At 60.9% G+C, this 21,718-nt stretch carries 19 protein-coding genes; 13 read left to right on the forward strand and 6 right to left on the reverse strand.

Annotation, left to right across the window (positions count from 1 at the left end):
- The first annotated feature begins 14 nt into the window (after positions 1-14).
- Positions 15-293: a stress-induced protein YchH gene (gene ychH / locus EGY12_RS16680; RefSeq protein ID WP_004941056.1), complete on the forward strand. Its 279-nt coding sequence runs from the start codon at positions 15-17 to the stop codon at positions 291-293.
- Positions 294-478: 185 nt separating this feature from the next.
- Here ychH and prs read toward each other — a convergent pair whose 3' ends face one another.
- The 3 genes from prs to lolB all read right to left on the reverse strand — a co-directional run bounded on the left by prs (position 479) and on the right by lolB (position 3,087).
- On the reverse strand, positions 479-1,426 hold the full coding sequence (gene prs, locus EGY12_RS16685) for a ribose-phosphate diphosphokinase (protein ID WP_004941061.1): 948 nt from the start codon (positions 1,424-1,426) through the stop codon (positions 479-481).
- A 174-nt stretch (positions 1,427-1,600) separates the two neighbouring features.
- Positions 1,601-2,467: a 4-(cytidine 5'-diphospho)-2-C-methyl-D-erythritol kinase gene (ispE, locus tag EGY12_RS16690; protein ID WP_123894673.1), complete on the reverse strand. Its 867-nt coding sequence runs from the start codon at positions 2,465-2,467 to the stop codon at positions 1,601-1,603.
- Entirely contained in the window at positions 2,464-3,087 is a 624-nt protein-coding gene (lolB, locus tag EGY12_RS16695) for a lipoprotein insertase outer membrane protein LolB (protein WP_123894674.1), read from the reverse strand. Before lolB ends, ispE begins: the two co-directional genes overlap by 4 nt.
- 695 nt (positions 3,088-3,782) lie before the next feature.
- On the opposite strand from lolB, the gene hemA reads away from it, so the two are divergent.
- The 6 genes from hemA to kdsA are packed head-to-tail and all read left to right on the forward strand — an operon-like array spanning position 3,783 to position 9,157.
- Entirely contained in the window at positions 3,783-5,045 is a 1,263-nt protein-coding gene (hemA, locus tag EGY12_RS16705) for a glutamyl-tRNA reductase (RefSeq protein WP_019454778.1), read from the forward strand.
- A gap of 31 nt (positions 5,046-5,076) precedes the next feature.
- Entirely contained in the window at positions 5,077-6,162 is a 1,086-nt protein-coding gene (prfA, locus tag EGY12_RS16710) for a peptide chain release factor 1 (protein ID WP_019454779.1), read from the forward strand.
- Complete coding sequence (prmC, locus tag EGY12_RS16715; protein WP_123894676.1) at positions 6,162-6,995, forward strand: peptide chain release factor N(5)-glutamine methyltransferase; 834 nt, start codon at positions 6,162-6,164, stop codon at positions 6,993-6,995. Before prfA ends, prmC begins: the two co-directional genes overlap by 1 nt.
- 44 nt (positions 6,996-7,039) lie before the next feature.
- Entirely contained in the window at positions 7,040-7,438 is a 399-nt protein-coding gene (locus tag EGY12_RS16720; RefSeq protein WP_049274255.1) for a SirB2 family protein, read from the forward strand.
- Complete coding sequence (gene sirB1, locus EGY12_RS16725) at positions 7,435-8,244, forward strand: invasion regulator SirB1 (RefSeq protein ID WP_004941083.1); 810 nt, start codon at positions 7,435-7,437, stop codon at positions 8,242-8,244. The genes EGY12_RS16720 and sirB1 overlap by 4 nt, the downstream gene beginning before the upstream one ends.
- A 58-nt stretch (positions 8,245-8,302) precedes the next feature.
- A complete protein-coding gene (kdsA, locus tag EGY12_RS16730; RefSeq protein ID WP_123894677.1) occupies positions 8,303-9,157 on the forward strand; it encodes a 3-deoxy-8-phosphooctulonate synthase in 855 nt (284 codons plus the stop codon).
- Between the two features lie 47 nt (positions 9,158-9,204).
- Here the strand turns inward: kdsA and dauA are convergent, their stop codons facing one another.
- Positions 9,205-10,893 carry a C4-dicarboxylic acid transporter DauA gene (dauA, locus tag EGY12_RS16735; protein ID WP_123894678.1) on the reverse strand — a complete coding sequence of 563 codons (1,689 nt, stop codon included), beginning with the start codon at positions 10,891-10,893 and terminating at the stop codon, positions 9,205-9,207.
- Positions 10,894-11,125: 232 nt separating this feature from the next.
- Positions 11,126-11,611, reverse strand: coding sequence for a heme-degrading domain-containing protein (locus EGY12_RS16740; protein WP_123894679.1), 486 nt, complete (start codon positions 11,609-11,611; stop codon positions 11,126-11,128).
- 201 nt (positions 11,612-11,812) lie between these two features.
- Between EGY12_RS16740 and EGY12_RS16745 the strand changes: the two genes are divergently transcribed.
- On the forward strand, positions 11,813-12,913 hold the full coding sequence (locus EGY12_RS16745) for a GGDEF domain-containing protein (protein ID WP_123894680.1): 1,101 nt from the start codon (positions 11,813-11,815) through the stop codon (positions 12,911-12,913).
- 34 nt (positions 12,914-12,947) lie between these two features.
- On the opposite strand, the gene mfd is transcribed toward EGY12_RS16745, so the two are convergent.
- Positions 12,948-16,421 (reverse strand): transcription-repair coupling factor, encoded by a 3,474-nt coding sequence (gene mfd / locus EGY12_RS16750; protein ID WP_123894681.1) that lies wholly within the window; start codon positions 16,419-16,421, stop codon positions 12,948-12,950.
- A 308-nt stretch (positions 16,422-16,729) separates the two neighbouring features.
- Here mfd and lolC point away from each other — a divergent pair, with 308 nt between their 5' ends.
- From lolC to cobB, 5 genes are read left to right on the forward strand one after another with little or no spacing between them, the layout of a single operon-like run.
- Positions 16,730-17,932 (forward strand): lipoprotein-releasing ABC transporter permease subunit LolC, encoded by a 1,203-nt coding sequence (gene lolC, locus EGY12_RS16760; RefSeq protein ID WP_004941116.1) that lies wholly within the window; start codon positions 16,730-16,732, stop codon positions 17,930-17,932.
- The gene (gene lolD / locus EGY12_RS16765) at positions 17,925-18,629 is read left to right on the forward strand and encodes a lipoprotein-releasing ABC transporter ATP-binding protein LolD (RefSeq protein ID WP_033638178.1); all 705 of its coding nucleotides are present in this window, start codon (positions 17,925-17,927) and stop codon (positions 18,627-18,629) included. The genes lolC and lolD overlap by 8 nt, the downstream gene beginning before the upstream one ends.
- The gene (gene lolE, locus EGY12_RS16770) at positions 18,629-19,876 is read left to right on the forward strand and encodes a lipoprotein-releasing ABC transporter permease subunit LolE (protein WP_033642765.1); all 1,248 of its coding nucleotides are present in this window, start codon (positions 18,629-18,631) and stop codon (positions 19,874-19,876) included. Before lolD ends, lolE begins: the two co-directional genes overlap by 1 nt.
- Positions 19,877-19,929: 53 nt before the next feature.
- Positions 19,930-20,850, forward strand: coding sequence for an N-acetylglucosamine kinase (gene nagK, locus EGY12_RS16775; protein WP_033653858.1), 921 nt, complete (start codon positions 19,930-19,932; stop codon positions 20,848-20,850).
- Between the two features lie 11 nt (positions 20,851-20,861).
- Positions 20,862-21,698, forward strand: coding sequence for a Sir2 family NAD+-dependent deacetylase (gene cobB / locus EGY12_RS16780; protein WP_123894682.1), 837 nt, complete (start codon positions 20,862-20,864; stop codon positions 21,696-21,698).
- Positions 21,699-21,718 lie beyond the last annotated feature (20 nt).

Here is a 21,718-nt window from a genome sequence, read left to right on the forward strand (position 1 = left end):
CATGGAGGTGGCATATGAAACGTAGAAGCGCGGACAGAGTGGGCAACTTTTTTATGGGGCTGGGCCTGGTCGTGATGATCGGTGGCGTCGGATACTCCATTATTGCTGAAGTATCACAGTTTAATTTACCGCAGTTTTTCGCCCACGGCGCCATCATGAGTATCTTCGTTGGCGCGCTGTTGTGGCTGGTGGGCGCACGTATCGGCGGCCGCGAGCAGGTGGCTGATCGCTACTGGTGGGTAAAACACTTTGATAAACGGTGCCGCAACGACCAACATCGTTCGTCGCATTGATTAAAAAATCAGAAGGGAAGCAAGGGCAGGGCAAGGGAAAATCTGCCGTGCATTAAGGTTTGAGGTCATGTTGGACTACGAGTAGAAAACCCGTTGTTGCTTGCGCACCAACGGGTTTTTCTTTTTCTGCTTTCGGGCTCGTTATCTTTCCGGCACGGTGGGCGCCGCACCGGAAAGACGACGAATCAATGCTCGAACATCGCAGAGATCGACTCTTCGTTGCTGATGCGGCGGATGGCTTCAGCCAGCATGCCGGACAGGGTCAGAGTACGAACGTTTTTCAGTGCCTTGATTTCCGGCGACAGCGGAATGGTGTCGCAGACGATCACTTCATCAATCACCGAGTTCTTGATGTTGTCCACGGCGTTGCCGGAGAAGATCGGGTGCGTCGCGTAGGCGAATACGCGCTTGGCACCGCGTTCTTTCAACGCTTCAGCCGCTTTACACAAGGTACCGCCGGTGTCGATCATGTCGTCGACCAGCACGCAGTCACGGCCTGCCACGTCACCGATGATGTGCATCACTTGAGAAACGTTCGCACGTGGACGGCGTTTGTCAATGATGGCCATGTCGGTGTCATTCAGCAGTTTAGCGATAGCACGGGCACGCACTACGCCGCCGATGTCCGGAGAAACCACGATCGGGTTTTCCAGGTTCTGCTGCAGCATGTCTTCAAGCAGGATCGGGCTGCCGAACACGTTGTCTACCGGTACGTCGAAGAAGCCTTGAATCTGCTCAGCATGCAGATCCACCGTCAGAACGCGGTCAACCCCTACGCTGGAGAGGAAATCGGCAACCACCTTGGCGGTGATTGGCACACGCGCGGAACGCACGCGGCGATCCTGGCGGGCATAGCCGAAGTAAGGGATAACGGCGGTAATACGACCTGCGGAGGCGCGACGCAGGGCGTCGACCATCACAACCAGTTCCATCAGGTTGTCGTTGGTCGGGGCACAGGTGGACTGGATGATGAAAATATCACCGCCGCGTACATTTTCGTTGATTTGCACGCTCACTTCGCCGTCGCTAAAACGACCTACAGCGGCGTCACCAAGGCTGGTGTACAAACGGTTGGCAATACGTTGTGCTAGTTCCGGGGTGGCGTTACCAGCAAAAAGCTTCATATCAGGCACGAGAAGAACCTCAGGCTTGCGTCCAGAGAAGATATTGTCATACGACATCGCCAAGGGGCAGTCGGCGACGCCGGCGCAATATACATACGGGTATGTAAAACTAAAATTGAGACCGCAGGCAGCGCAGGGATAACAGGGCCAGGTGTGCATGACCCTGCGCAGCGAAACGTTGAGCTACGACTCAAACCGCCCGGAACGAATGCGATGTAGTGGGGAGACGTTAACGCCGCGCGCTACAAAACCACGCAACCACTCCGGGGCTTGATTTAACACCTGACGGGCAGCGATTTCTGTGTCGAATTCAGCAAACACACAAGCACCTGTGCCAGTCAGGCGTGACGGGGCGTATTCTAACAGCCATGAAAGAAGCTGTTCAACCTCGCGAAAACGTTTTCTTGCGATCGGTTCGCAATCATTTGCGTACGGCGCCTGCAACAGCTCACTTAAGGAGCGAACCGGGGTGTCTCTTTTCAATTCGGGGTCGCCGAAGATCAGCGGTGTCGGGATGCCGACGCCGGGATGCGCCACCAGATACCACTTTTCCTGCGGCTCGGCCGGCTGTAGACGCTCGCCGATGCCTTCGGCGAAGGCGGCGTGGCCGCGCACGAACACCGGCACGTCGGCGCCGAGGCTGAGCCCCAGCGCTGCCAGTTGATCGTCGCTGAGGTGGCAGCGCCACAGTTCGTTCAACGCCACCAGCACGGTGGCGGCGTTGGAGGAGCCGCCGCCCAAGCCGCCGCCCATCGGCAGGCGCTTGTCGATGCTGATGTCGGCGCCGCGCGGTGCTGTTTGCAGGCCGCGTTCATCGCAATAGCGCTGCAGCAAGCGGGCGGCGCGCACGATCAGGTTCTGTTCGTCCGGTACGCCATCGACCGGCGTCAGCAGATTAATGCGATCGTCCTGGCGCGGGTCAATGGTCAGGGTGTCGCCGTAGTCCAAAAACTGGAACAGCGTCTGCAGCAGGTGATAGCCGTCTTCACGACGGCCGGTGATGTACAAAAACAGATTGAGTTTCGCGGGTGAGGGCCACTGGCGGATCATTTGAGCGTCCAGTTATCCATTTTCAGCTTGATGCGCTGGTCGCCCTGCTGCAGCTCCAGGCGGTTCGGCAGCGTCGGCTGCACCTCGTTGCTGTAGCCCTGATAATCCACTTTCCAGGTCTGCCCGTCTTGCTGGTAGGTCAGTTTGCTCAGGCGATATTGGTCATCCAGCGCAAAATCGTTGGCTTCGCCCGGCAGGCCGACCATCCACTGACGCAGGTTGTTCAGCGGGATTGCCATGCCGGTCAGCTTGCGGATCATCTCTTCCGGGTTGTCGCTGACGTAGCGTTTGCCCTGGTTGTCGGTCAACTGCACCACGTTTTTCTGCACGTTGAGATCCATTTCCGTGCTGCCCAGCGGGTTGGTTAACAGCAGGCGATAACGTTCCGGCGAGAACTGCTGCCAGAAGAAGCGGGCGTAGACTTTTTTCTGATCAGACAAGTAAGCGAAGGAGCCGCGGGTCTGATAGGTGCTGAGCTGCTGCACCGCCTGCTCATGGGCGCGCCACTGCGGTGAAGTCGGGCTGGTGGCCGGGCCGGTCGGCTTGGTGGTGGTACAGGCGGCCAGTACCAGACTGGCCAGCGGGATCAGACGAAGCAAACTAACTTTGCGTATTGGCATAACTTTCTCTTGTCCTTTTGTCCTTGCGGGCATGCGCGACGAAACCCAGATTCAGTGCTCACGCTAACGGGGCGGCGGCGGCGCGTCAATTTTTTGCTGCATCGCGTTGAATCTTGCCGCTTTTAGCGGCGCAATGCCAACCCGGTACGCGCATCGGGGGCGTCATTAAGATTAACACAATCGTTTCGTACCGCCGTCCGTGCGCAACAATTTTCGTTACTGCGGGTGACCGCCGTTAGCGTTTGGTTGATGTTTGTCTCGGTATGCTGCCGGGGGTTTTGTTGCGGGAAATCATCGAGTGAAGATTGCAGCACGGATAATCATTCCGCTTTTGTGCTTTGCCGGTGCGGTATTCTTTTCCTTTCAGGCTAAACAGGCTTTTTGCCAGCAGGTCTCTTTTATCCTGGAACCGTGCTACCGCTGCGGCACGCTGGGTTGATAACGCACGGATTATAAGCGGATAACCTGCAGGTTTTACCGAATCCTGTGCGGGATATCGCATCCTGCGCTAAAATTCAGTATGTTATGCCGCCAAATTATAAATCATCTCACTGTATTTATTAATTATTCATCGATTGATGCCATCTATGGCAACGATTGAACGGAAGATGCGGTTGTTACTTTTATTGATCCTGCGCATCAAGTAGAATGCCGTTCAACGAGAACCCGTACCAACAGAAGTATTACTCGAAGCAATGACCCTGCTGGCGTTAGGTATAAATCACAAAACCGCTCCGGTTTCTCTGCGTGAAAGGGTGACCTTCTCGCCAGAGTCCATCGATGAGGCGCTGACCAGCTTGCTCCAACAACCGTTGGTGCAGGGCGGCGTCGTGTTGTCCACCTGCAACCGCACCGAGTTGTATCTCAGCGTAGAACAGCAGGAACACATGCACGAGCAACTGGTTGCCTGGCTGTGCGCCTACCACAACCTGCGGCCGGAAGAGGTGAAGAAAAGCCTGTACTGGCATCAAGGCAACGACGCGGTCAGCCATCTGATGCGGGTGGCCAGCGGCTTGGACTCGCTGGTGTTGGGTGAACCGCAGATCCTTGGGCAGGTCAAAAAGGCCTTCGCCGAGTCGCAACGCGGCCAGTCGCTGTCCGGCGAGCTGGAGCGTCTGTTCCAAAAATCCTTCTCCGTCGCCAAGCGCGTGCGTACCGAAACCGAAATCGGCGCCAGCGCGGTCTCCGTGGCGTTCGCCGCCTGTACCCTGGCGCGACAGATTTTTGAATCGTTGGCCGATCTCAACGTATTGCTGGTGGGCGCCGGCGAAACCATCGAGCTGGTGGCGCGCCACCTGCGCGAACACAAAGTGCGACACATGATCATCGCCAACCGCACCCGCGAGCGCGCGCAGCTGCTGGCGGACGAGGTCGGCGCGGAGGTCATCACCCTGCCGGAGATCGACGAACGCCTGGCGGACGCCGACATCATCATCAGTTCTACCGCCAGCCCGCTGCCCATCATCGGCAAGGGGATGGTGGAGCGCGCGCTGAAGGCGCGCCGCAACCAGCCGATGCTGCTGGTGGATATCGCCGTACCGCGCGATATCGAACCGGAAGTCGGCAAACTGGCCAACGCTTATCTGTACAGCGTGGACGATCTGCACGCCATCATTCAAAGCAACCTGGCGCAGCGCAAAGCGGCGGCGGTGCAGGCGGAGTCGATCGTGCAGCAGGAAAGCACCAACTTCATGGCTTGGCTGCGCTCGCAGGGCGCGGTCGAAACCATCCGCGACTACCGTTCGCAGGCCGATCAAATTCGCGCAGAGATGGAGGCCAAAGCGCTGGCCGCCATCGCGCAGGGCGCCAACGTGGAGCAGGTTATTCACGAGCTGGCCCATAAACTGACCAACCGTCTTATTCATGCCCCCACCAAATCCCTCCAGCAGGCCGCCGGCGACGGCGATGTGGAGCGGTTGCAATTATTACGCGACAGCCTCGGGCTGGATCAGCATTAGTTTTCTCTATTAACAGGGTTTATTACCACGCATGAAGCCTTCTATTGTTGCCAAACTGGAAGCGTTACAAGAGCGCCATGAAGAAGTGCAGGCGCTGCTCGGCGATGCCGGCGTTATCGCCGACCAAGACCGGTTCCGCGCGCTGTCGCGAGAATACGCGCAGCTGACCGACGTCAGCCGCTGCTTCCTGGAATGGCGTCAGGTGCAGGAGGATCTGGAGACGGCAGAAATGATGCTGGACGATCCGGAAATGCGCGAGATGGCGCAGGAAGAGCTGAAACAGGCGCGGGCGACCAGCGAAGAGCTGGAGCAGCAACTGCAGGTCTTGTTGCTGCCGAAAGATCCGGACGATGAGCGCAGCTGCTTCCTCGAAGTGCGCGCCGGCACCGGTGGCGATGAGGCGGCGATCTTCGCCGGCGATCTGTTCCGCATGTACAGCCGCTATGCGGAAAGCCGCCGCTGGCGTGTCGAAGTGATGAGCGCCAACGAAGGCGAGCACGGCGGCTTCAAGGAAGTGATCGCCAAAGTCTCTGGTGACGGCGTGTACGGCCAGCTGAAGTTTGAATCCGGTGGCCACCGCGTGCAGCGCGTGCCGGAAACCGAATCCCAGGGGCGCATTCACACCTCCGCCTGCACCGTGGCGGTGATGCCGGAAGTGCCGGAAGCCGAGCTGCCGGACATCAACCCGGGCGATCTGAAAATCGATACCTTCCGCTCCTCCGGCGCCGGCGGTCAGCACGTTAACACCACCGACTCGGCGATCCGCATCACCCACTTGCCGACCGGCATCGTGGTGGAGTGCCAGGACGAACGTTCACAGCACAAAAACAAAGCCAAGGCGATGTCGGTGCTGGGCGCGCGCATTCGCGCCGCCGAGATGGCCAAGCGCCAGCAGGCCGAGGCGTCCACTCGCCGCAACCTGCTGGGCAGCGGCGATCGTTCCGACCGCAATCGCACCTACAACTTCCCGCAGGGGCGGGTGACCGACCACCGCATCAACCTGACGCTCTACCGCCTGGACGAAGTGATGGAAGGTAAACTGGACATGCTGATCCAACCGATCGTGCAAGAGTATCAGGCCGACCAGCTGGCTGCGCTGTCCGCCGAGCAAGAGTGATGGACTATCAACACTGGCTGAAAGCTGCCGCCGCGCGTTTGACCCACAGCGACAGCGCCCGGCGTGACGCGGAAATCCTGTTGGGTTTCGTGACCGGCAAGGCCAGAACCTTCCTGATGGCGTTCGGTGAAACCGTGTTGACGCCGCAGCAGCAACAGCAGCTGGAGACGCTGTTGGCGCGCCGTGAACGCGGTGAGCCGGTGGCTTATCTGGTGGGCGAGCGCGAGTTTTGGTCGCTGCCGCTGTCGGTTTCGCCCGCAACGCTAATCCCGCGCCCGGATACCGAATGCCTGGTGGAACTGGCGCTGGCGCGTCTGCCGCCGCAGCCTTGCCACTTCCTCGATCTCGGCACCGGCACTGGCGCCATCGCGCTTGCGCTAGCCAGCGAGCGCCCGGATTGCTCGGCAATTGGCGTCGATGTGCAGCCAGAGGCGGTCGCGCTGGCGCAGCACAATGCGCACAAGCTGAAGATCGACAATGTCCGATTTTTACAGGGCAGTTGGTTTACGCCCGTGGCAGGGCAGCGCTTCGCGCTGATCGCCAGTAATCCACCCTATATCGACGCCGCCGATCCGCATTTGTCGCAGGGCGACGTGCGCTTCGAGCCCGACAGCGCGCTGGTCGCCGCCGATCAGGGTCTGGCGGATCTGGCCGCCATCGTGCGTCAGGCGCCGCACCATTTGCAGCCCCAGGGCTGGCTGCTGTTGGAACATGGCTGGCAGCAGGGCGAGAGCGTGCGCGCGCTGCTGCAGGCCGCCGGATTTTCCGCTGTCGCCACCCACCGTGATTACGGCGACAACGATCGCGTGACGCTCGGCCAATGGCCGGGATAAGCGCCCCTCATAATAACGACGCCCGGGCCATTTAAGGGAGCATCATGACTGCATACACCGCGTTGAAACATTTCCATTTGCTGACGGTCGCCATCAGTATTACCTTGTTTGTGCTGCGTTTCTTTTGGCAGTGGCGCCGCTCGCCGATCATGGATCGCCGCTGGGTCAAGGTAGCGCCGCACCTGAACGACACGCTGCTGTTCGTCAGCGGCATCGCGCTGGTGGTGACGTTCGGGTTTTATCCGCTGCTGGGTATGGACTCATGGCTGACCGAGAAGCTGTTTGGCGTTATTATCTATATCCTGCTTGGCTACGTCGCATTGGGCAAGAAGACCAAAAGTCAACGGCTGCGAACCGTGGCGTTCGCGCTGGCGTTGGGCTGCCTGTACCTGATAATTAAACTTGCCACGACGAAAATACCGTTTCTGATGGGATACCTATGAGTAGCATTGCTGATTTTGAATTTAACACCTCCCCGCTGAGCGAAGGGGTGATCCTGGTGTCGCAGTCGGTGCGGCGCGATTTCCCGGCCGCCGACGTGGAGCGCAAGCTGCAACAGCTGGTGGACGAAGCGCGCGCGGTAGTGCCGACCGATATCACTCAGGAGCAGCAATTGGATGCGCTCATCGAACTGTTTTACAAGACCTGGGGATTCGGCGGCGCCAGCGGTGTGTACCGCCTGTCGGACGCCATCTGGCTGGATAAGGTGCTGGAAGGGCGGCAAGGCACGCCGGTTTCGCTCGGCACCATCTTCCTGCACATCGCCAACGCGCTGGATTTGCCGCTGTTGCCGGTGATTTTCCCTACTCAGCTGATCCTGCGCGCCGACTGGCTGGACGAAGAGCTGTGGCTGATCAACCCGCTGAACGGCGAAACCCTGAGCGAGCATCAGCTGGAAGTGTGGATCAAGGGTAACCTGGGGTTGGGCGCCGAGCTGGAAGACGACGACCTCGACGAGTCGGAGAACATCATGGTGGTGCGCAAGATGCTCGATACGCTGAAGGCCGCCCTGATGGAAGAAAAACAGCTGGAAATGGCGCTGCGCACCAGCGAAACGGTGCTGTGCTTCGATCCGGAAGATCCCTACGAAATCCGCGACCGCGGGCTGATTTACGCCCAGCTGGAGTGCAACCATATCGCGATTTCCGATCTCAACTATTTTGTCGAGCAGTGTCCTGAAGACCCGGTCAGCGAAGTGATCAAAGTTCAGATCCATTCGATTGAGCCGAAACAGGTGACGCTGCATTAATTCAATGACTCCGTGCAGTTTGCAAGGCGACGGTTACAACCTTAACAAAGGCGAAAGCATGAAACAGAAAGTGGTTAGCATTGGCGATATCGACGTAGCAAACGATCTGCCGTTTGTGCTGTTTGGCGGTATGAACGTGCTGGAATCGCGCGATCTGGCGATGAGCATCTGCGAACACTACGTCACCGTGACGCAAAAACTGGGCATCCCTTACGTATTCAAAGCCTCTTTCGACAAGGCCAACCGTTCTTCCATCCACTCGTACCGTGGTCCGGGCCTGGAAGAAGGGATGAAGATCTTCGAAGAAATCAAAAAAACCTTCGGCGTGAAAATCATCACCGACGTGCATGAAGCGGCGCAGGCGCAGCCGGTTTCCGAAGTGGTTGATGTGATCCAGCTGCCGGCCTTCCTGGCGCGTCAGACCGATCTGGTGGAAGCAATGGCGAAAACCGGTGCGGTGATCAACGTCAAGAAGCCGCAGTTCGTCAGCCCGGGGCAGATGGGCAACATCGTCGACAAGTTCAAAGAGGGCGGCAATGACCAGGTGATCCTGTGCGATCGTGGCAGCAACTTTGGCTATGACAACCTGGTGGTCGACATGCTGGGCATCAACGTGATGAAAAACGTGACCGGCGGCCATCCGGTGATCTTCGACGTGACCCACGCGCTGCAGACCCGCGATCCGTTCGGCGCCGCGTCCGGCGGCCGTCGTGCTCAGGTGGCCGAGCTGGCGCGCGCCGGCATGGCGGTTGGTCTGGCCGGTCTGTTCCTCGAAGCGCACCCGGATCCGAACAACGCCAAGTGTGACGGTCCGTCCGCGCTGCCGTTGGACAAACTGGAGCCGTTCCTGGCGCAGATGAAAGCCATCGATGACCTGGTGAAGAGCTTCCCGGAGCTGGATACCAGCAACTAAGCGCTCATCGCCATAAAAAAAGCCCGACTCGTCGGGCTTTTTTACGTTTAGGCGCCGGTGGCCGCCAGCGCTTCCGGCAGGGTCGGGTAGAACTGCAGGCGGCCCTCGATCGGCTGCACCCGCGCGCGCGCCAGGGTTTTCAGCGGCTGGAACGGCACGTCGGTGATCACCAGCTTTTTATCCGCCGGCAGCACATCGATAAAGCGACGCAGGGCGCTCAGGCCGCCGGCGTCGAGCACCGGCACCGCATCCCATTGCAGCACGATCGTCCGATAGCCCTCGCTGCGCGCCAGCAGTTCGGTAAAGATGCGCTCGGCGGCGGCGAAGAACAGCGGGCCGTTCACCCGCAGCACCAGGCGGTCGTCGCCGGCGCTCAGCTCGCTCAGCCGCGTCATGCGGGCGATGCGGCGCATAAACAGCAGCGACGCCAGCACGATGCCCACGGTAATGGCGATCACCATGTCGAACAGCACTGTCAGCGACATGCACAGCAGCAGCACCAGGATGTCGTCCTTCGGCGCCCGGCGCAGCAGGTAAACCACCTTGTGCGCCTCGCTCATGTTCCAGGCGACCATCAGCAGCAGCGCCGCCATCGCCGCCAGCGGCAGATAAGAGAGCCACGGCGCCAATACCAGCAGCGCCAACAGCACCAGCAGCGCGTGGATGATAGCGGACACCGGCGAGGTGGCACCGGCGCGCACGTTGGCCGCCGAACGGGCAATCGCGGCGGTGGCGGTGATGCCGCCGAAGAACGGCGCGATGATGTTGCCCGCGCCCTGGCCGATCAGTTCGCTGTTCGAGTTGTGCTTCTTGCCGGTCATGCCGTCGAGCACCACCGCGCACAGCAGCGATTCGATCGCACCGAGCATCGCCATCGAAAACGCCGCCGGCAGCAGGGCGGAAACGGTTTGCCAGCTCAGGGTGAACGGCTGCCCGCCGCCGCCAGGCAGATCCCAGGGCAGCAGCAGCTGCGGCAGGATCGGCGGGATGCCCTGGCCGCTGCTGCCGTCGGCCAGCAGGTAGCTGAAGCGCGAGCCGATGGTCGCCACCGGGTGATCAAACAGCGCCAGCAGCCCCATTAGCGCGGTGCCCGCCAGCAGCGCCGGCAGGTGGCCAGGCACCCTCAGGCCGAGCTTGGGCCAGAAGATCAGGATCAGGAGCGTCACCACACCGATCAGGGTATCGCCGAGATCCAATGTCGGCAGCGCCTGCAACAGAGCGTACAGCTTGCCGACATAATTTTCCGGCGTGTGCGCCAGCTGCAGGCCGAAGAAGTCTTTGATCTGCATGGTAGCGATGGTGATGGCGATACCGGAAGTAAAGCCGAGCGTCACCGGCAGCGGAATGTACTCGATCAGCCGGCCAAAGCGTGCCAGCCCCATCAGCAACAGAAATACCCCCGAGATCAACGTGGCGACCAGCAGACCGGCCAGGCCGAACTGTTGCGAAACCGGATAGAGGATCACCACGAAGGCGGCGGTGGGGCCCGAGACGCTGTAGCGCGAACCGCCGCTGACGGCGATGACGATACCGGCGATGGCGGCGGTATACAGGCCGTACTGCGGCGGCACGCCGCTGGCGATCGCCAGCGCCATCGCCAGCGGGATGGCAATAATGCCGACCGTCACCCCGGCGATAGCGTCTTTCAGCAACCGCGCCAGGCTATAAGGTTCCCGCCAGCAGGCGTCTATCAGCGCGCTGAAGGGGCGAATTTTGTTTATTTCATGCGTTTTCATCTACGGTGCATACCAAATCTTCAAAAGTGAAAGGAATGGCGGGCCCGATGAGGTCCGTCTTGTCACGTGACAGATACCATACGCCTTTTGTTCAGCGGATTACCAGACCTGGGTCAATTTGGCACAGGAAATCAGAGAGTCGCTATTTTGTGCGGGGATAAATACCGACAATAGATAAGTCAGCCGCAGATTCTGCGGCTGAAAAGGAAAGGAATAATCAATATTTTAACGCCTAATGCGGCGCAGGGATGGATAAGCCGAGAAAATGGGCTAAAGTGCTCACCAGCAGCTGGTGATCCTCCTTCTGCGGTGCGCCGGAAATGCTGATGCTGCCGATGCAGCCGAGGCCGGTCAGGCTGAGTGGGAAGGCGCCGCCGTGCACCGAATAGTCGCGCACGCTCAGCCCGTAGCGCTCCTCCAGCGACGTTTGCCGCTGCTGCAGGCGCAGGCTGATGGCGTAAGAGCTTTTGTGAAAATGGTTTACCAGATTGCGCTTGCGCCGCACCCAGTCGGCGATGTCCGGCGTTGCGCCTGGCATGGCGTAATAAAACAGCGTCTGCCCGGCCAGCTGGATCTCGATGGCGATGCTCAAACCGCGCCGCTCGGCGGCGGTTTTCAGCGCTGCGCCCAGTTCCCAGGCGGTGGCGGCGTCAAAATGGGTAAAGGCCAGCGTCGCTTCCTGTTCGCTGAGCGCCTGCAGTTCATCGTCGATATTCATGCGGTTCTCCCCCGATAATACAAAGCACAGAGTAGCCTGAAGCGTGCGTCGCGAGATAGACGGCTTGGCGATAAGATAGAACTGCTACTCTATTAATAGACTGTGTAAAATAGTCGCCGCCGAGCGGAGACGACAGGGATGCGTTATTCAACGTCTGCACATTAAAACCCCTGGCGATCCCGAGGAGCGCGCTGACTATTTATGACCTACATTGCGTCCATTCCCGCCATTTACAGCGACGCCTGCATCACCTACGCCACGCTGTCGGTAAGCTATTTCGTTCTCAGTAAAAACGCGCCGTTCTCCTACCGTTCTGCGTTGTGGAAACGCATCGTATTCGGCCTGCTGGCCGGGGTGGCGGTGCTCTATCTCAGCCAGGATCGGCTGGAGTTGACCGACAAGGTGCACTACAGCTTTTCGATGATCCCGATGATCCTGGTGACCTTTTTTGGCGGCGGTATTAGCGGACTGGTGAGTTTTTTGTTCGCCATGGCGCTGACCGGCGGTTTCACCGTCGATAACCTGTTTATCGCCTCAATTCTGGTACCGCTACTGCTGTCACGCGTGTGGTTAAAGAAATCCCACTGGGTGTTTTACCTGACGATCGGCGCCATCGCGCTGTATCGCATCGCGGTGGTGTGGCTGCTGGTGGACATGAGCGGGCTGTGGCTGGACGTGTTGCTGTACCAGGCGGTTTCTGCGCTCTGCCTGGCGATTTGCTACCATGCGCTGAATTTCAAAGAGCGCCACATCTATGCCTATTTCGCGATGCGCGCACGCGCCACCACCGACAGCCTGACCCATATCAACAACCGCGCCAGCGTCGATTACCATCTGATGATGCAGCGCGCCGAACGCCGCCCGTGTGGGTTGATGATCCTCGATCTGGATGATTTCAAAAAGATCAACGACACCTATGGTCACCCGGCCGGCGACGTGCTGCTGGCCAGCGTCGGCCGGTTGCTGCAAAACAGCGTGCGCAATGAGGACTTCGTCGGGCGTTACGGCGGCGAGGAGTTTATGGTGATCACTGCCAGCTACGATCCGCTGGTCATCGGCGGGGTGGCGGAGCGCATTCGCAGCGCGGTGGAGAGCTCGACGTTCTTGCTGAATGCCCACGATGAAGCGCACATCACGCTGTCGATCGGCGTGTCGCTGTATCTGCCCGGCATGACGCTGGACAAGGCGATCGCCATGACCGACGAAGCCTTGTATGAGGCGAAGCGCAGCGGTAAAAACCGGGTGGTGACCAGCCGCGTGATGCAGCTGGCGCCGCTGGGCGCCGGTTTCCCGCGCGAATAAGCCGCCTCCCGCCGCGCCGGCGGGAGGCGTTGGCTCAGGCCGCCAGCGTGTGTTCGCGGAAGGCGCTCAGCAGTTCTTCGGTGAACGTCAGGCGCTTCTGGCGATCGGCCAGATCGAGCGTGAACTTCAGCTTGCTCGGGCCATCCAGGCGGTAAACCTGCGGATTACCCTGCAACAGGCCGATCAGATAACCGGGATCGACGCGGTTGTTGTCGCCAAACTCGATGAAACCGCCGCGCTCGTTGCTCTCGATGCGTTTGATGCCCAGTTTCTGCGCATGCAGACGCAGCGCCGCACACTGCAACAGGTTGCGCGCCGCGTCCGGCAGTTGGCCGAAGCGGTCGATCAGCTCGACCTTCAGCTCATCCAGCTCGCCGTCGCTTTTCGCGCTGGCGATGCGCTTGTACAGCGAAAGACGGGTATTGACGTCGGGAATGAAATCTTCCGGCAACAGCGTCGGCATGCGCAGCTCGACCTCGGTCTGGTTGCTGGTGAGATCTTCCAGCGACGGCTCGCGGCCGTTTTTCAACGCATCGACGGCGCTTTCCAACAGCTCCATGTAGAGTGAGAAACCGACGGTAGTCATCTGGCCGCTCTGGTCTTCGCCCAGCAGTTCGCCGGCGCCGCGGATCTCCAGATCGTGGGTCGCCAGCGCGAAACCGGCGCCGAGATCTTCCAGCGATGCGATGGCTTCGAGCCGTTTATGGGCGTCGGTGCCCATGGCTTTCGGGTTCGGCGTCAGCAGATAGGCGTAAGCCTGGTGGTGCGAACGCCCGACGCGGCCGCGCAGCTGGTGCAGCTGCGCCAGGCCGAAGCGATCGGCCCGCTCGATAATGATGGTGTTGGCGCTGGGGATATCGATGCCGGTCTCGATGATGGTGGTGCACACCAGCACGTTGAAGCGCTGGTGGTGGAAATCGTTCATCACCCGTTCCAGATCGCGTTCGCGCATCTGGCCGTGGCCGATGGCGATGCGCGCTTCCGGCACCAGTTCCGCCAGGCGCTGCGCCGCTTTCTCGATGTTTTCCACGTCGTTGTAGAGGTAGTAAACCTGGCCGCCGCGCAGCACTTCGCGCAGGATCGCCTCGCGCACCACCAGGCTGTCGTATTCGCGCACAAAGGTTTTCACTGCCAGCCGGCGCGCCGGCGGCGTGGCGATGATCGACAGATCGCGCATGCCGCTCATCGCCATGTTCAGGGTCCGCGGGATCGGCGTGGCGGTCAGCGTCAGGATATCGACGTCGGCGCGCATCGCCTTGATGCGTTCTTTATGACGCACGCCGAAGCGGTGTTCTTCATCAACGATCAGCAGCCCCAGGTCTTTCCAGCGCAGATCGCTCTGCAACAGCTTGTGGGTGCCGATGATGATGTCCACCTTGCCTTCGGCCGCGTCGTCCAGCACCTGCTGCTGCTCTTTGGCGCTGCGGAAGCGCGACATCATCTCGATGCGGATCGGCCAGGTGGCGAAGCGATCGCGGAAGTTGTCGAAGTGCTGCTGCGCCAGCAGGGTAGTCGGCACCAGCACTGCCACCTGTTTACCGTTTTCCACCGCCAGGAAGGCGGCGCGCATCGCCACTTCGGTTTTGCCGAAGCCGACGTCGCCGCACACCAGGCGGTCCATCGCCAGCGGCTGGCACATGTCGCTCAGCACCGCGTTGATCGCCTGTTCCTGATCCGGCGTGGTTTCGAACGGGAAGCTCTGGCAGAACAGCTGGTACTGTTCGCGGTTGTGTTTGAAGGCGAAACCGGCCTTGGCGGCGCGTTGGGCGTAGATATCCAGCAGCTCCGCCGCCACGTCGCGCACCCGCTCGGCCGCTTTCTGCCGCGCGCGCGTCCAGGCGTCGCCGCCCAGTTTATGCAGCGGGGCGTTTTCGTCCGCGCCGCCGGCGTAACGGCTGATCAGATGCAGCGAAGAAACCGGCACGTACAGCTTGTCTTCACCGGCGTAGGAGAGGATCAGATATTCGGCCTTGATGCCGCCGGCTTCCAGCGTGGTCAAGCCGACGTAGCGGCCAACCCCGTGCTCCAGGTGCACCACCGGCTGGCCGGGATGCAGTTCCGCCAGGTTACGGATCAGGGTATCGGTGTTGATGGTGCGCCGGTTATCCTGCCGGCGGCGGCTGACGCGTTCGCCGAGCAGATCGCTTTCGCAGATCAGCGCCCGCTGGCGCAGGCCGTCGAGGAAGCCGTGTTCGGCGGCGCCGACCATCATGTAACGGCCCGTTGCTTCCGCCTGATCGAGTCGTTGGATCAGCGCCGGCGCCAGCTTGATGCGGCCGAGCAAATCCTGCAACGTTTCACGCCGCCCCTCGCTCTCGACCGAGAAAATCACGCTGCCGTCGAAACCTTCGATAAAGCGACGCAGGTTATCCAGCGGAGATTTATGCTGCGCCTGCACCGCCAAATCGGGCAGGGCATGGTAGTCCAGGTTGGTATTGCCGGCCTTGGCCGGCAGTTCATCGGTTTTCAGCGCGATGCGCGGCCAGGCCTTCAGCTCGCCGAACAGCGCGTCGACGCGCAGCCACAGCGTATCCGGCGCCAACAGCGGGCGCATCGGATCGACGCGGCGGCTGTCGTAACGCTGATTGACGTCTTGCCAGAAGCGCTCGGCGGCGCTTTCCAGATCGCCGGTATTGACGATCAGCGTATTGGCCGGCAGGTAGCTGAACAGCGACGGCAGCGGCTGGCTGAAGAACAACGGCTGCCAGTATTCGATGCCGGCCGGCCAGGCGCTTTTGCTGACTTGCTGATAGATGTGTTCGGCGTCGCGGCGCACTTCAAACTGCTCGCGCCACTGGCTGCGGAACAGCTCAATGGCGTTTTTGTCGGTAGGGAACTCGTGAGCAGGCAGCAGATTGATGGCCTCGACTTCGCTCAGCGTGCGCTGGGTATCGACGTCGAAGATGCGCAGACTGTCGATTTCGTCATCGAAGAAGTCGATGCGGTAAGGCTCTTCGCTGCCCATCGGATAAAGATCGAGCAACGCGCCGCGGGTGGCGAATTCTCCGTGCTCCATCACCTGATCGACGCTGCGGTAGCCGGCCTGCTCCAGCTGCGCGCGCAGTTTGTCGCGCGACAGGCGCTGGCCTTTCTTCATGACCAACGCATGGCCGTGCAGGAACTCATGAGGGCAGACGCGCTGCATCAGCGTGTTGACCGGCAGAATGATCACGCCGCGCGCCATGGTCGGCAGATGATACAGGCTCGACAGACGGGCGGAGATGATTTCCTGATGCGGCGAGAAGCTGTCGTAAGGCAGGGTTTCCCAGTCGGACAGCGTGGTCACCATCTGGTCGGTGAACTGCTGGATCTCATCGCGCAGCCGCAGGGCGTTTTGCATGTCCGGCGCGATCAGCATCACCGGGCCTGGGTGGCGTTCGACGATCTCGGCGCACTCCACGGCGCAGGCCGCGCCGGTCAGTTGCCCCAACTGGCGCAGATCGCCCGCGCGATCGGGCAGAGAATAACGAGGGGATGAAGAACGGTTACGGCTATCGGAAGTGCTCATTCAGGTATCTTTAATCAATGTGTTAGAGGGCGTCCCGGCACGGATAACCCAGCGCCTTTATGCTGTTTATAGTAGCCCAGCGGCCGGCAAACTGACACAGCAAAAAGCGCGGCTCATCGGTTTTTTGCCGGTTATTTAGCCGGTTGACGGCGGTGATTTTTTGCGGTGGCGTATACATATCGCGCCGCGCCGCCGCCGTCGCCCCCTTTCCGCCACGCAATAAAAGGCCGTCGGGTGTTCCCTAAACGAGGGAGAGCCTTTATTATCCATGATCACTTTGCTTAAGCCACGGCTATCAAACGGATTTCATGTATCAACCTGTCGCGTTATTCATTGGCCTGCGCTACATGCGCGGGCGAGCCTCAGACCGCTTCGGGCGGTTTGTTTCCTGGCTTTCCACCATCGGCATTACGCTGGGGGTGATGGCGTTGGTCACCGTGCTGTCGGTGATGAACGGTTTCGAAAAGGATCTGGAAAACAACATTCTCGGTCTGATGCCGCAGGCGTTGGTCACCAGTCCACAAGGATCGGTCAACCCGCAGCAGCTGCCGGCCTCCGAGGTGCAGAAGCTGCAAGGGGTTACGCGCGTCGCGCCGCTGACCACCGGTGACGTGGTGCTGCAAAGCGCCCGCAGCGTGGCGGTGGGGGTGATGCTCGGCGTCAATCCCGACGAGGCCGATCCGTTGACCCCGTACCTGGTCAACGTCAAGCAGCAGCAGCTGCAGCCAGGCCAATACAACATCATCATCGGCGAGCAGCTGGCGGGGCAACTTGGCGTCAAGCGCGGCGATTCGCTGCGCGTGATGGTGCCGAGCGCCAGCCAGTTCACGCCGATGGGCCGCATTCCCAGCCAGCGCCTGTTCACCCTCATCGGCACCTTCCACGCCAACAGCGAAGTGGACGGCTATCAGCTGCTGGTCAATCAACAGGACGCTTCGCGACTGATGCGTTACCCGGCCGGCAACATCACCGGCTGGCGCCTGTTCCTGCAACAGCCGCTGACGGTCGATACGCTCAGCCAGCAGGCGCTGCCGGCGGGCACGGTTTGGAAAGACTGGCGCGATCGCAAGGGCGAGCTGTTCCAGGCGGTGCGCATGGAGAAAAACATGATGGGGCTGCTGCTCAGCCTGATCGTGGCGGTGGCGGCGTTTAACATCATTACTTCGCTCGGCCTGCTGGTGATGGAGAAGCAGGGCGAGGTCGCCATTCTGCAGACCCAGGGGCTGACCCGCCGCCAGATCATGTCGGTGTTCATGGTGCAAGGCGCCAGCGCCGGCATCATCGGTTCGTTGCTCGGCACGCTGCTCGGCGTGCTGCTGGCCACCAACCTGAATAACCTGATGCCGATCCTCGGCGCCCTGATCGACGGCGCTTCGCTGCCGGTGGCGGTCGATCCGCTACAGGTGACGATCATCGCCGTGGTGGCGATGGCGGTTTCCCTGTTGTCCACGCTTTATCCTTCATGGCGCGCTGCCGCCGTACAACCCGCTGAGGCTTTACGTTATGAGTAACCATCTTTTGCTGCAGTGTGACAACCTGTGCAAGACCTATCAGGAAGGCAATCTGCACACCGACGTGCTGCGCAATGTCAGCTTTGCCATGCAGCAGGGCGAGATGATGGCGATCGTCGGCAGCTCGGGTTCCGGCAAGAGTACCCTGTTGCACCTGCTGGGTGGGTTGGACTCGCCGACCTCCGGCGAGGTGATCTTCAAGGGCGCATCGCTGAACGCCATGTCTTCGGCGGCCAAGGCCGAGCTGCGCAATCGCCAACTGGGCTTCATCTATCAGTTCCACCATCTGCTGCCGGACTTCACCGCGCTGGAAAACGCCGCCATGCCGCTGCTGATCGGCGGCGCCAAGCCGGCGCAGGCGCAGGAGAAGGCGCGGGAGATGCTGGCGGCGGTCGGGCTGGAAAAACGCAGCAAGCACCGCCCGTCTGAGCTTTCCGGCGGCGAGCGTCAGCGCGTGGCTATCGCGCGTGCGCTGGTCAACAACCCGGCGCTGGTGCTGGCGGACGAACCGACCGGTAACCTGGACAAACGCACCGCAGACAGCATCTTCGATCTGCTGGGCGAGCTGAACGTGCGTCAGGGCACTGCTTTCCTGGTGGTGACGCACGATCTGCAGCTGGCCAAGCGCCTGAGCCGCCAGCTGGAAATGGCCGACGGCCACCTGCAGGCGCAGCTGACCCTGATGGGGGCCGAGTAATGGCGGGAGCCTCACTGTCCTTCCTGACGGCCTTGCGTTTCAGCCGCGGCCGTAAACGCGGCGGCATGGTATCGCTGATCTCGGTTATCTCCACCATCGGCATCGCGCTGGGGGTAGCGGTGCTGATCGTCGGCCTGAGCGCGATGAACGGCTTTGAGCGTGAGCTGAAGAACCGCATTCTGGCGGTGGTGCCGCACGGCGAACTCGAGCCGGTCAATCAGCCGTTCAGCGGCTGGCCGTCGATTCTGCAGCGGGTGGAAAAGGTGCCGGGCATTGTGGCCGCTGCGCCGTACATCAACTTTACCGGCCTGATGGAGAACGGCGCGCAGTTGCGCGCGGTGGAAGTCAAAGGCGTTGATCCGCAGCAGGAGAGCCGGCTGAGCGCGCTGCCGCAGTATGTGCAGGGCGACGCCTGGGCCAACTTCAAGCCCGGCGAGCAGCAGGTGATCCTCGGTAAGGGCGTGGCTGACGCGCTGGGCGTCAAGCAGGGCGCCTATGTGACGGTGATGATCCCCAACAGCGACCCGGAAATGAAGCTGCTGCAACCGAAGCGCATTCGTCTGCACGTGACCGGCATTTTGCAGCTCAGCGGCCAGCTCGATCACAGTCTGGCGCTGGTGCCGCTGGCCGACGCGCAGCAGTATCTCGACATGGGTGACAGTGTCACGGGCATCGCCCTCAAGATGAACGATGTGTTCGCCGCCAACAAACTGGTGCGCGACGCCGGCGAAGTGACCAACGCCTACATTTACATCAAGAGCTGGATCGGCAAATACGGCTACATGTATCGCGATATCCAGATGATCCGCGCCATTATGTACCTGGCGATGGTGCTGGTGATCGGCGTGGCCTGCTTCAACATCGTCTCCACGCTGGTGATGGCGGTGAAAGACAAAAGCGCCGACATCGCGGTGTTGCGCACCCTGGGGGCCAAAGACGGCTTTATCCGCGCCATCTTCATCTGGTACGGGCTGCTGGCCGGGCTGCTGGGCAGCCTGAGCGGCGTGGTGATCGGGGTGATCGCTTCGCTGCAGCTGACCAACATCATCCGGGGCATCGAGAAACTGGTCGGTCATTCCTTCCTGTCGGGTGATATCTACTTCATCGATTTCCTGCCTTCCGAGCTGCATTGGCTGGACGTGCTGATCGTGCTGGCGACCGCCATCGTGCTGAGCCTGTTGGCCAGTTGGTATCCGGCCAGGCGCGCCAGCCGCATCGATCCGGCTCGGGTGCTGAGCGGACAATAAAACCCACGGGGAGGCAGCGATGCCGCCCCGTTTTTTTAGCCTGGGGATGGGTTATGTACTACGGTTTCGATATGGGCGGCACCAAGATTGAGCTGGGGGTATTCGACGACAACCTGCAGCGCATCTGGCAAAAGCGGGTGCCGACGCCGCGTGAAGACTACCGGCAGCTGCTGGCCACGCTGTGCGATCTGACCCTTGAAGCGGATGCATTTTGCGGCCGGCGCGGCAGCGTCGGCATCGGCATTCCGGGCCTGCCCAACGACGACGACGGCACGCTGTTTACCGCCAATGTGCCGGCGGCGATGGGGAGGCCGCTGCCGCGCGATCTGGCGGCGCTGATCGGGCGCGAGGTACGGGTCGATAACGACGCTAACTGCTTTGCGCTGTCGGAGGCCTGGGACGACGAGTTTCGCCGCTACCCGACGGTGCTGGGCATCATTCTTGGTACCGGCGTAGGTGGCGGCCTGATCGTTGACGGCAAGACGGTGCCTGGGCGCAACTATATCGCCGGCGAGTTCGGTCATTTGCGCCTGCCGGTTGACGCGCTAGAGGTGCTGGGACGTGATGTACCTCGCGTTGCCTGCGGGTGTGGCCACCAGGGTTGCATTGAAAATTACATATCGGGCCGCGGTTTCGAATGGATGTACGCCCATTTCTATGGCCGGCACTTGCCCGCTACTGAAATCATTGCGCATTATCAGGCGGGTGAGCCGCAGGCGGTGGCCCACGTTGACCGCTTTATGGACGTGCTGGCGATCTGCCTGGGCAACCTGCTGACGGTGCTGGATCCGCACCTGGTGGTGATCGGCGGTGGGCTGTCGAATTTTGATGCCATTTACCAGGCTCTGCCGCAGCGGCTGCCGGCGCACCTGCTGCGGGTGGCCCGGCTGCCGCGCATCGAGAAGGCGCGCTATGGCGACGCGGGCGGCGTGCGCGGCGCAGCGTTCCTCAATTTGGTAAACAGGGAAAAGTAAGGAGAGAGTTAATGCACACTCGCCATCGGCTGTGTCAGTTTCGCAAGAGTAAGCATGTGCTGCATCAGCGCTTTCGTTCACGCATTTTTCACCGTGACACCATGGCGGCGGCTGAGCTGAAAAAGCCGTTTGTGGTGGTGTTGACCGGGGCCGGCATTTCCGCCGAGTCGGGCATTCGCACCTTCCGGGCCGCGGATGGGCTGTGGGAAGAGCACCGGGTGGAGGACGTCGCCACGCCGGAAGGTTTTCAGCGCGATCCGGCGCTGGTGCAGGCGTTTTACAACGAACGCCGCCGCCAGCTGCAGACGGAGGAGATCGCCCCAAACGCCGCGCACCGTGCGCTGGCGGACCTGGAAGAGTGGTTGGGGGACAACTTCCTGCTGGTTACGCAAAACATCGATAACCTGCATGAGCGCGCCGGCAGCAAGCGGGTGCTGCACATGCATGGCGAATTGCTGAAGGTGCGTTGCACCCAGTCGGGCCAGGTGTTCGAGTGGCCCGGCGATCTCAGCGTCGACGAGCGTTGTCACTGTTGCCAGTTCCCGGCGCCGCTGCGGCCGCACGTGGTGTGGTTCGGAGAGATGCCGTTGGGTATGGACGACATTTACCAGGCGCTGAGCAAGGCCGATTTCTTCGTCGCCATTGGCACTTCCGGCCATGTCTATCCGGCAGCCGGCTTCGTGCATGAGGCGCGGCTGGGCGGCGCCTACGCCATGGAGCTGAATCTGGAGCCGAGCCAGGTGGAGAGCCAGTTCGACGAGAAACACTACGGCCTAGCCAGCGAAGTGGTGCCGCGTTTTGTGCACAAATTCCTGGTGGGCAAGGTGGCGCGGGCCGACAGGCCCTGAGAAAGGCATCAGGGCGCACT

The organism is Serratia sp. FDAARGOS_506 (genome assembly GCF_003812745.1).
Classification (GTDB): Bacteria; Pseudomonadota; Gammaproteobacteria; order Enterobacterales; family Enterobacteriaceae; genus Serratia.

Bases quoted from the DNA above. Each gene is read 5' to 3' on its own strand.
- dauA (WP_123894678.1), bottom strand. From the start codon at position 10,893: ATGAAAACGCATGAAATAAACAAAATTCGCCCCTTCAGCGCGCTGATA.
- EGY12_RS16745 (WP_123894680.1), top strand. From the start codon at position 11,813: ATGACCTACATTGCGTCCATTCCCGCCATTTACAGCGACGCCTGCATC.
- kdsA (WP_123894677.1), top strand. From the start codon at position 8,303: ATGAAACAGAAAGTGGTTAGCATTGGCGATATCGACGTAGCAAACGAT.
- ispE (WP_123894673.1), bottom strand. From the start codon at position 2,467: ATGATCCGCCAGTGGCCCTCACCCGCGAAACTCAATCTGTTTTTGTAC.
- lolD (WP_033638178.1), top strand. From the start codon at position 17,925: ATGAGTAACCATCTTTTGCTGCAGTGTGACAACCTGTGCAAGACCTAT.
- lolE (WP_033642765.1), top strand. From the start codon at position 18,629: ATGGCGGGAGCCTCACTGTCCTTCCTGACGGCCTTGCGTTTCAGCCGC.
- prfA (WP_019454779.1), top strand. From the start codon at position 5,077: ATGAAGCCTTCTATTGTTGCCAAACTGGAAGCGTTACAAGAGCGCCAT.
- lolC (WP_004941116.1), top strand. From the start codon at position 16,730: ATGTATCAACCTGTCGCGTTATTCATTGGCCTGCGCTACATGCGCGGG.
- EGY12_RS16720 (WP_049274255.1), top strand. From the start codon at position 7,040: ATGACTGCATACACCGCGTTGAAACATTTCCATTTGCTGACGGTCGCC.
- mfd (WP_123894681.1), bottom strand. From the start codon at position 16,421: ATGAGCACTTCCGATAGCCGTAACCGTTCTTCATCCCCTCGTTATTCT.
- cobB (WP_123894682.1), top strand. From the start codon at position 20,862: ATGCACACTCGCCATCGGCTGTGTCAGTTTCGCAAGAGTAAGCATGTG.
- hemA (WP_019454778.1), top strand. From the start codon at position 3,783: ATGACCCTGCTGGCGTTAGGTATAAATCACAAAACCGCTCCGGTTTCT.
- ychH (WP_004941056.1), top strand. From the start codon at position 15: ATGAAACGTAGAAGCGCGGACAGAGTGGGCAACTTTTTTATGGGGCTG.
- sirB1 (WP_004941083.1), top strand. From the start codon at position 7,435: ATGAGTAGCATTGCTGATTTTGAATTTAACACCTCCCCGCTGAGCGAA.
- lolB (WP_123894674.1), bottom strand. From the start codon at position 3,087: ATGCCAATACGCAAAGTTAGTTTGCTTCGTCTGATCCCGCTGGCCAGT.
- nagK (WP_033653858.1), top strand. From the start codon at position 19,930: ATGTACTACGGTTTCGATATGGGCGGCACCAAGATTGAGCTGGGGGTA.
- EGY12_RS16740 (WP_123894679.1), bottom strand. From the start codon at position 11,611: ATGAATATCGACGATGAACTGCAGGCGCTCAGCGAACAGGAAGCGACG.
- prmC (WP_123894676.1), top strand. From the start codon at position 6,162: ATGGACTATCAACACTGGCTGAAAGCTGCCGCCGCGCGTTTGACCCAC.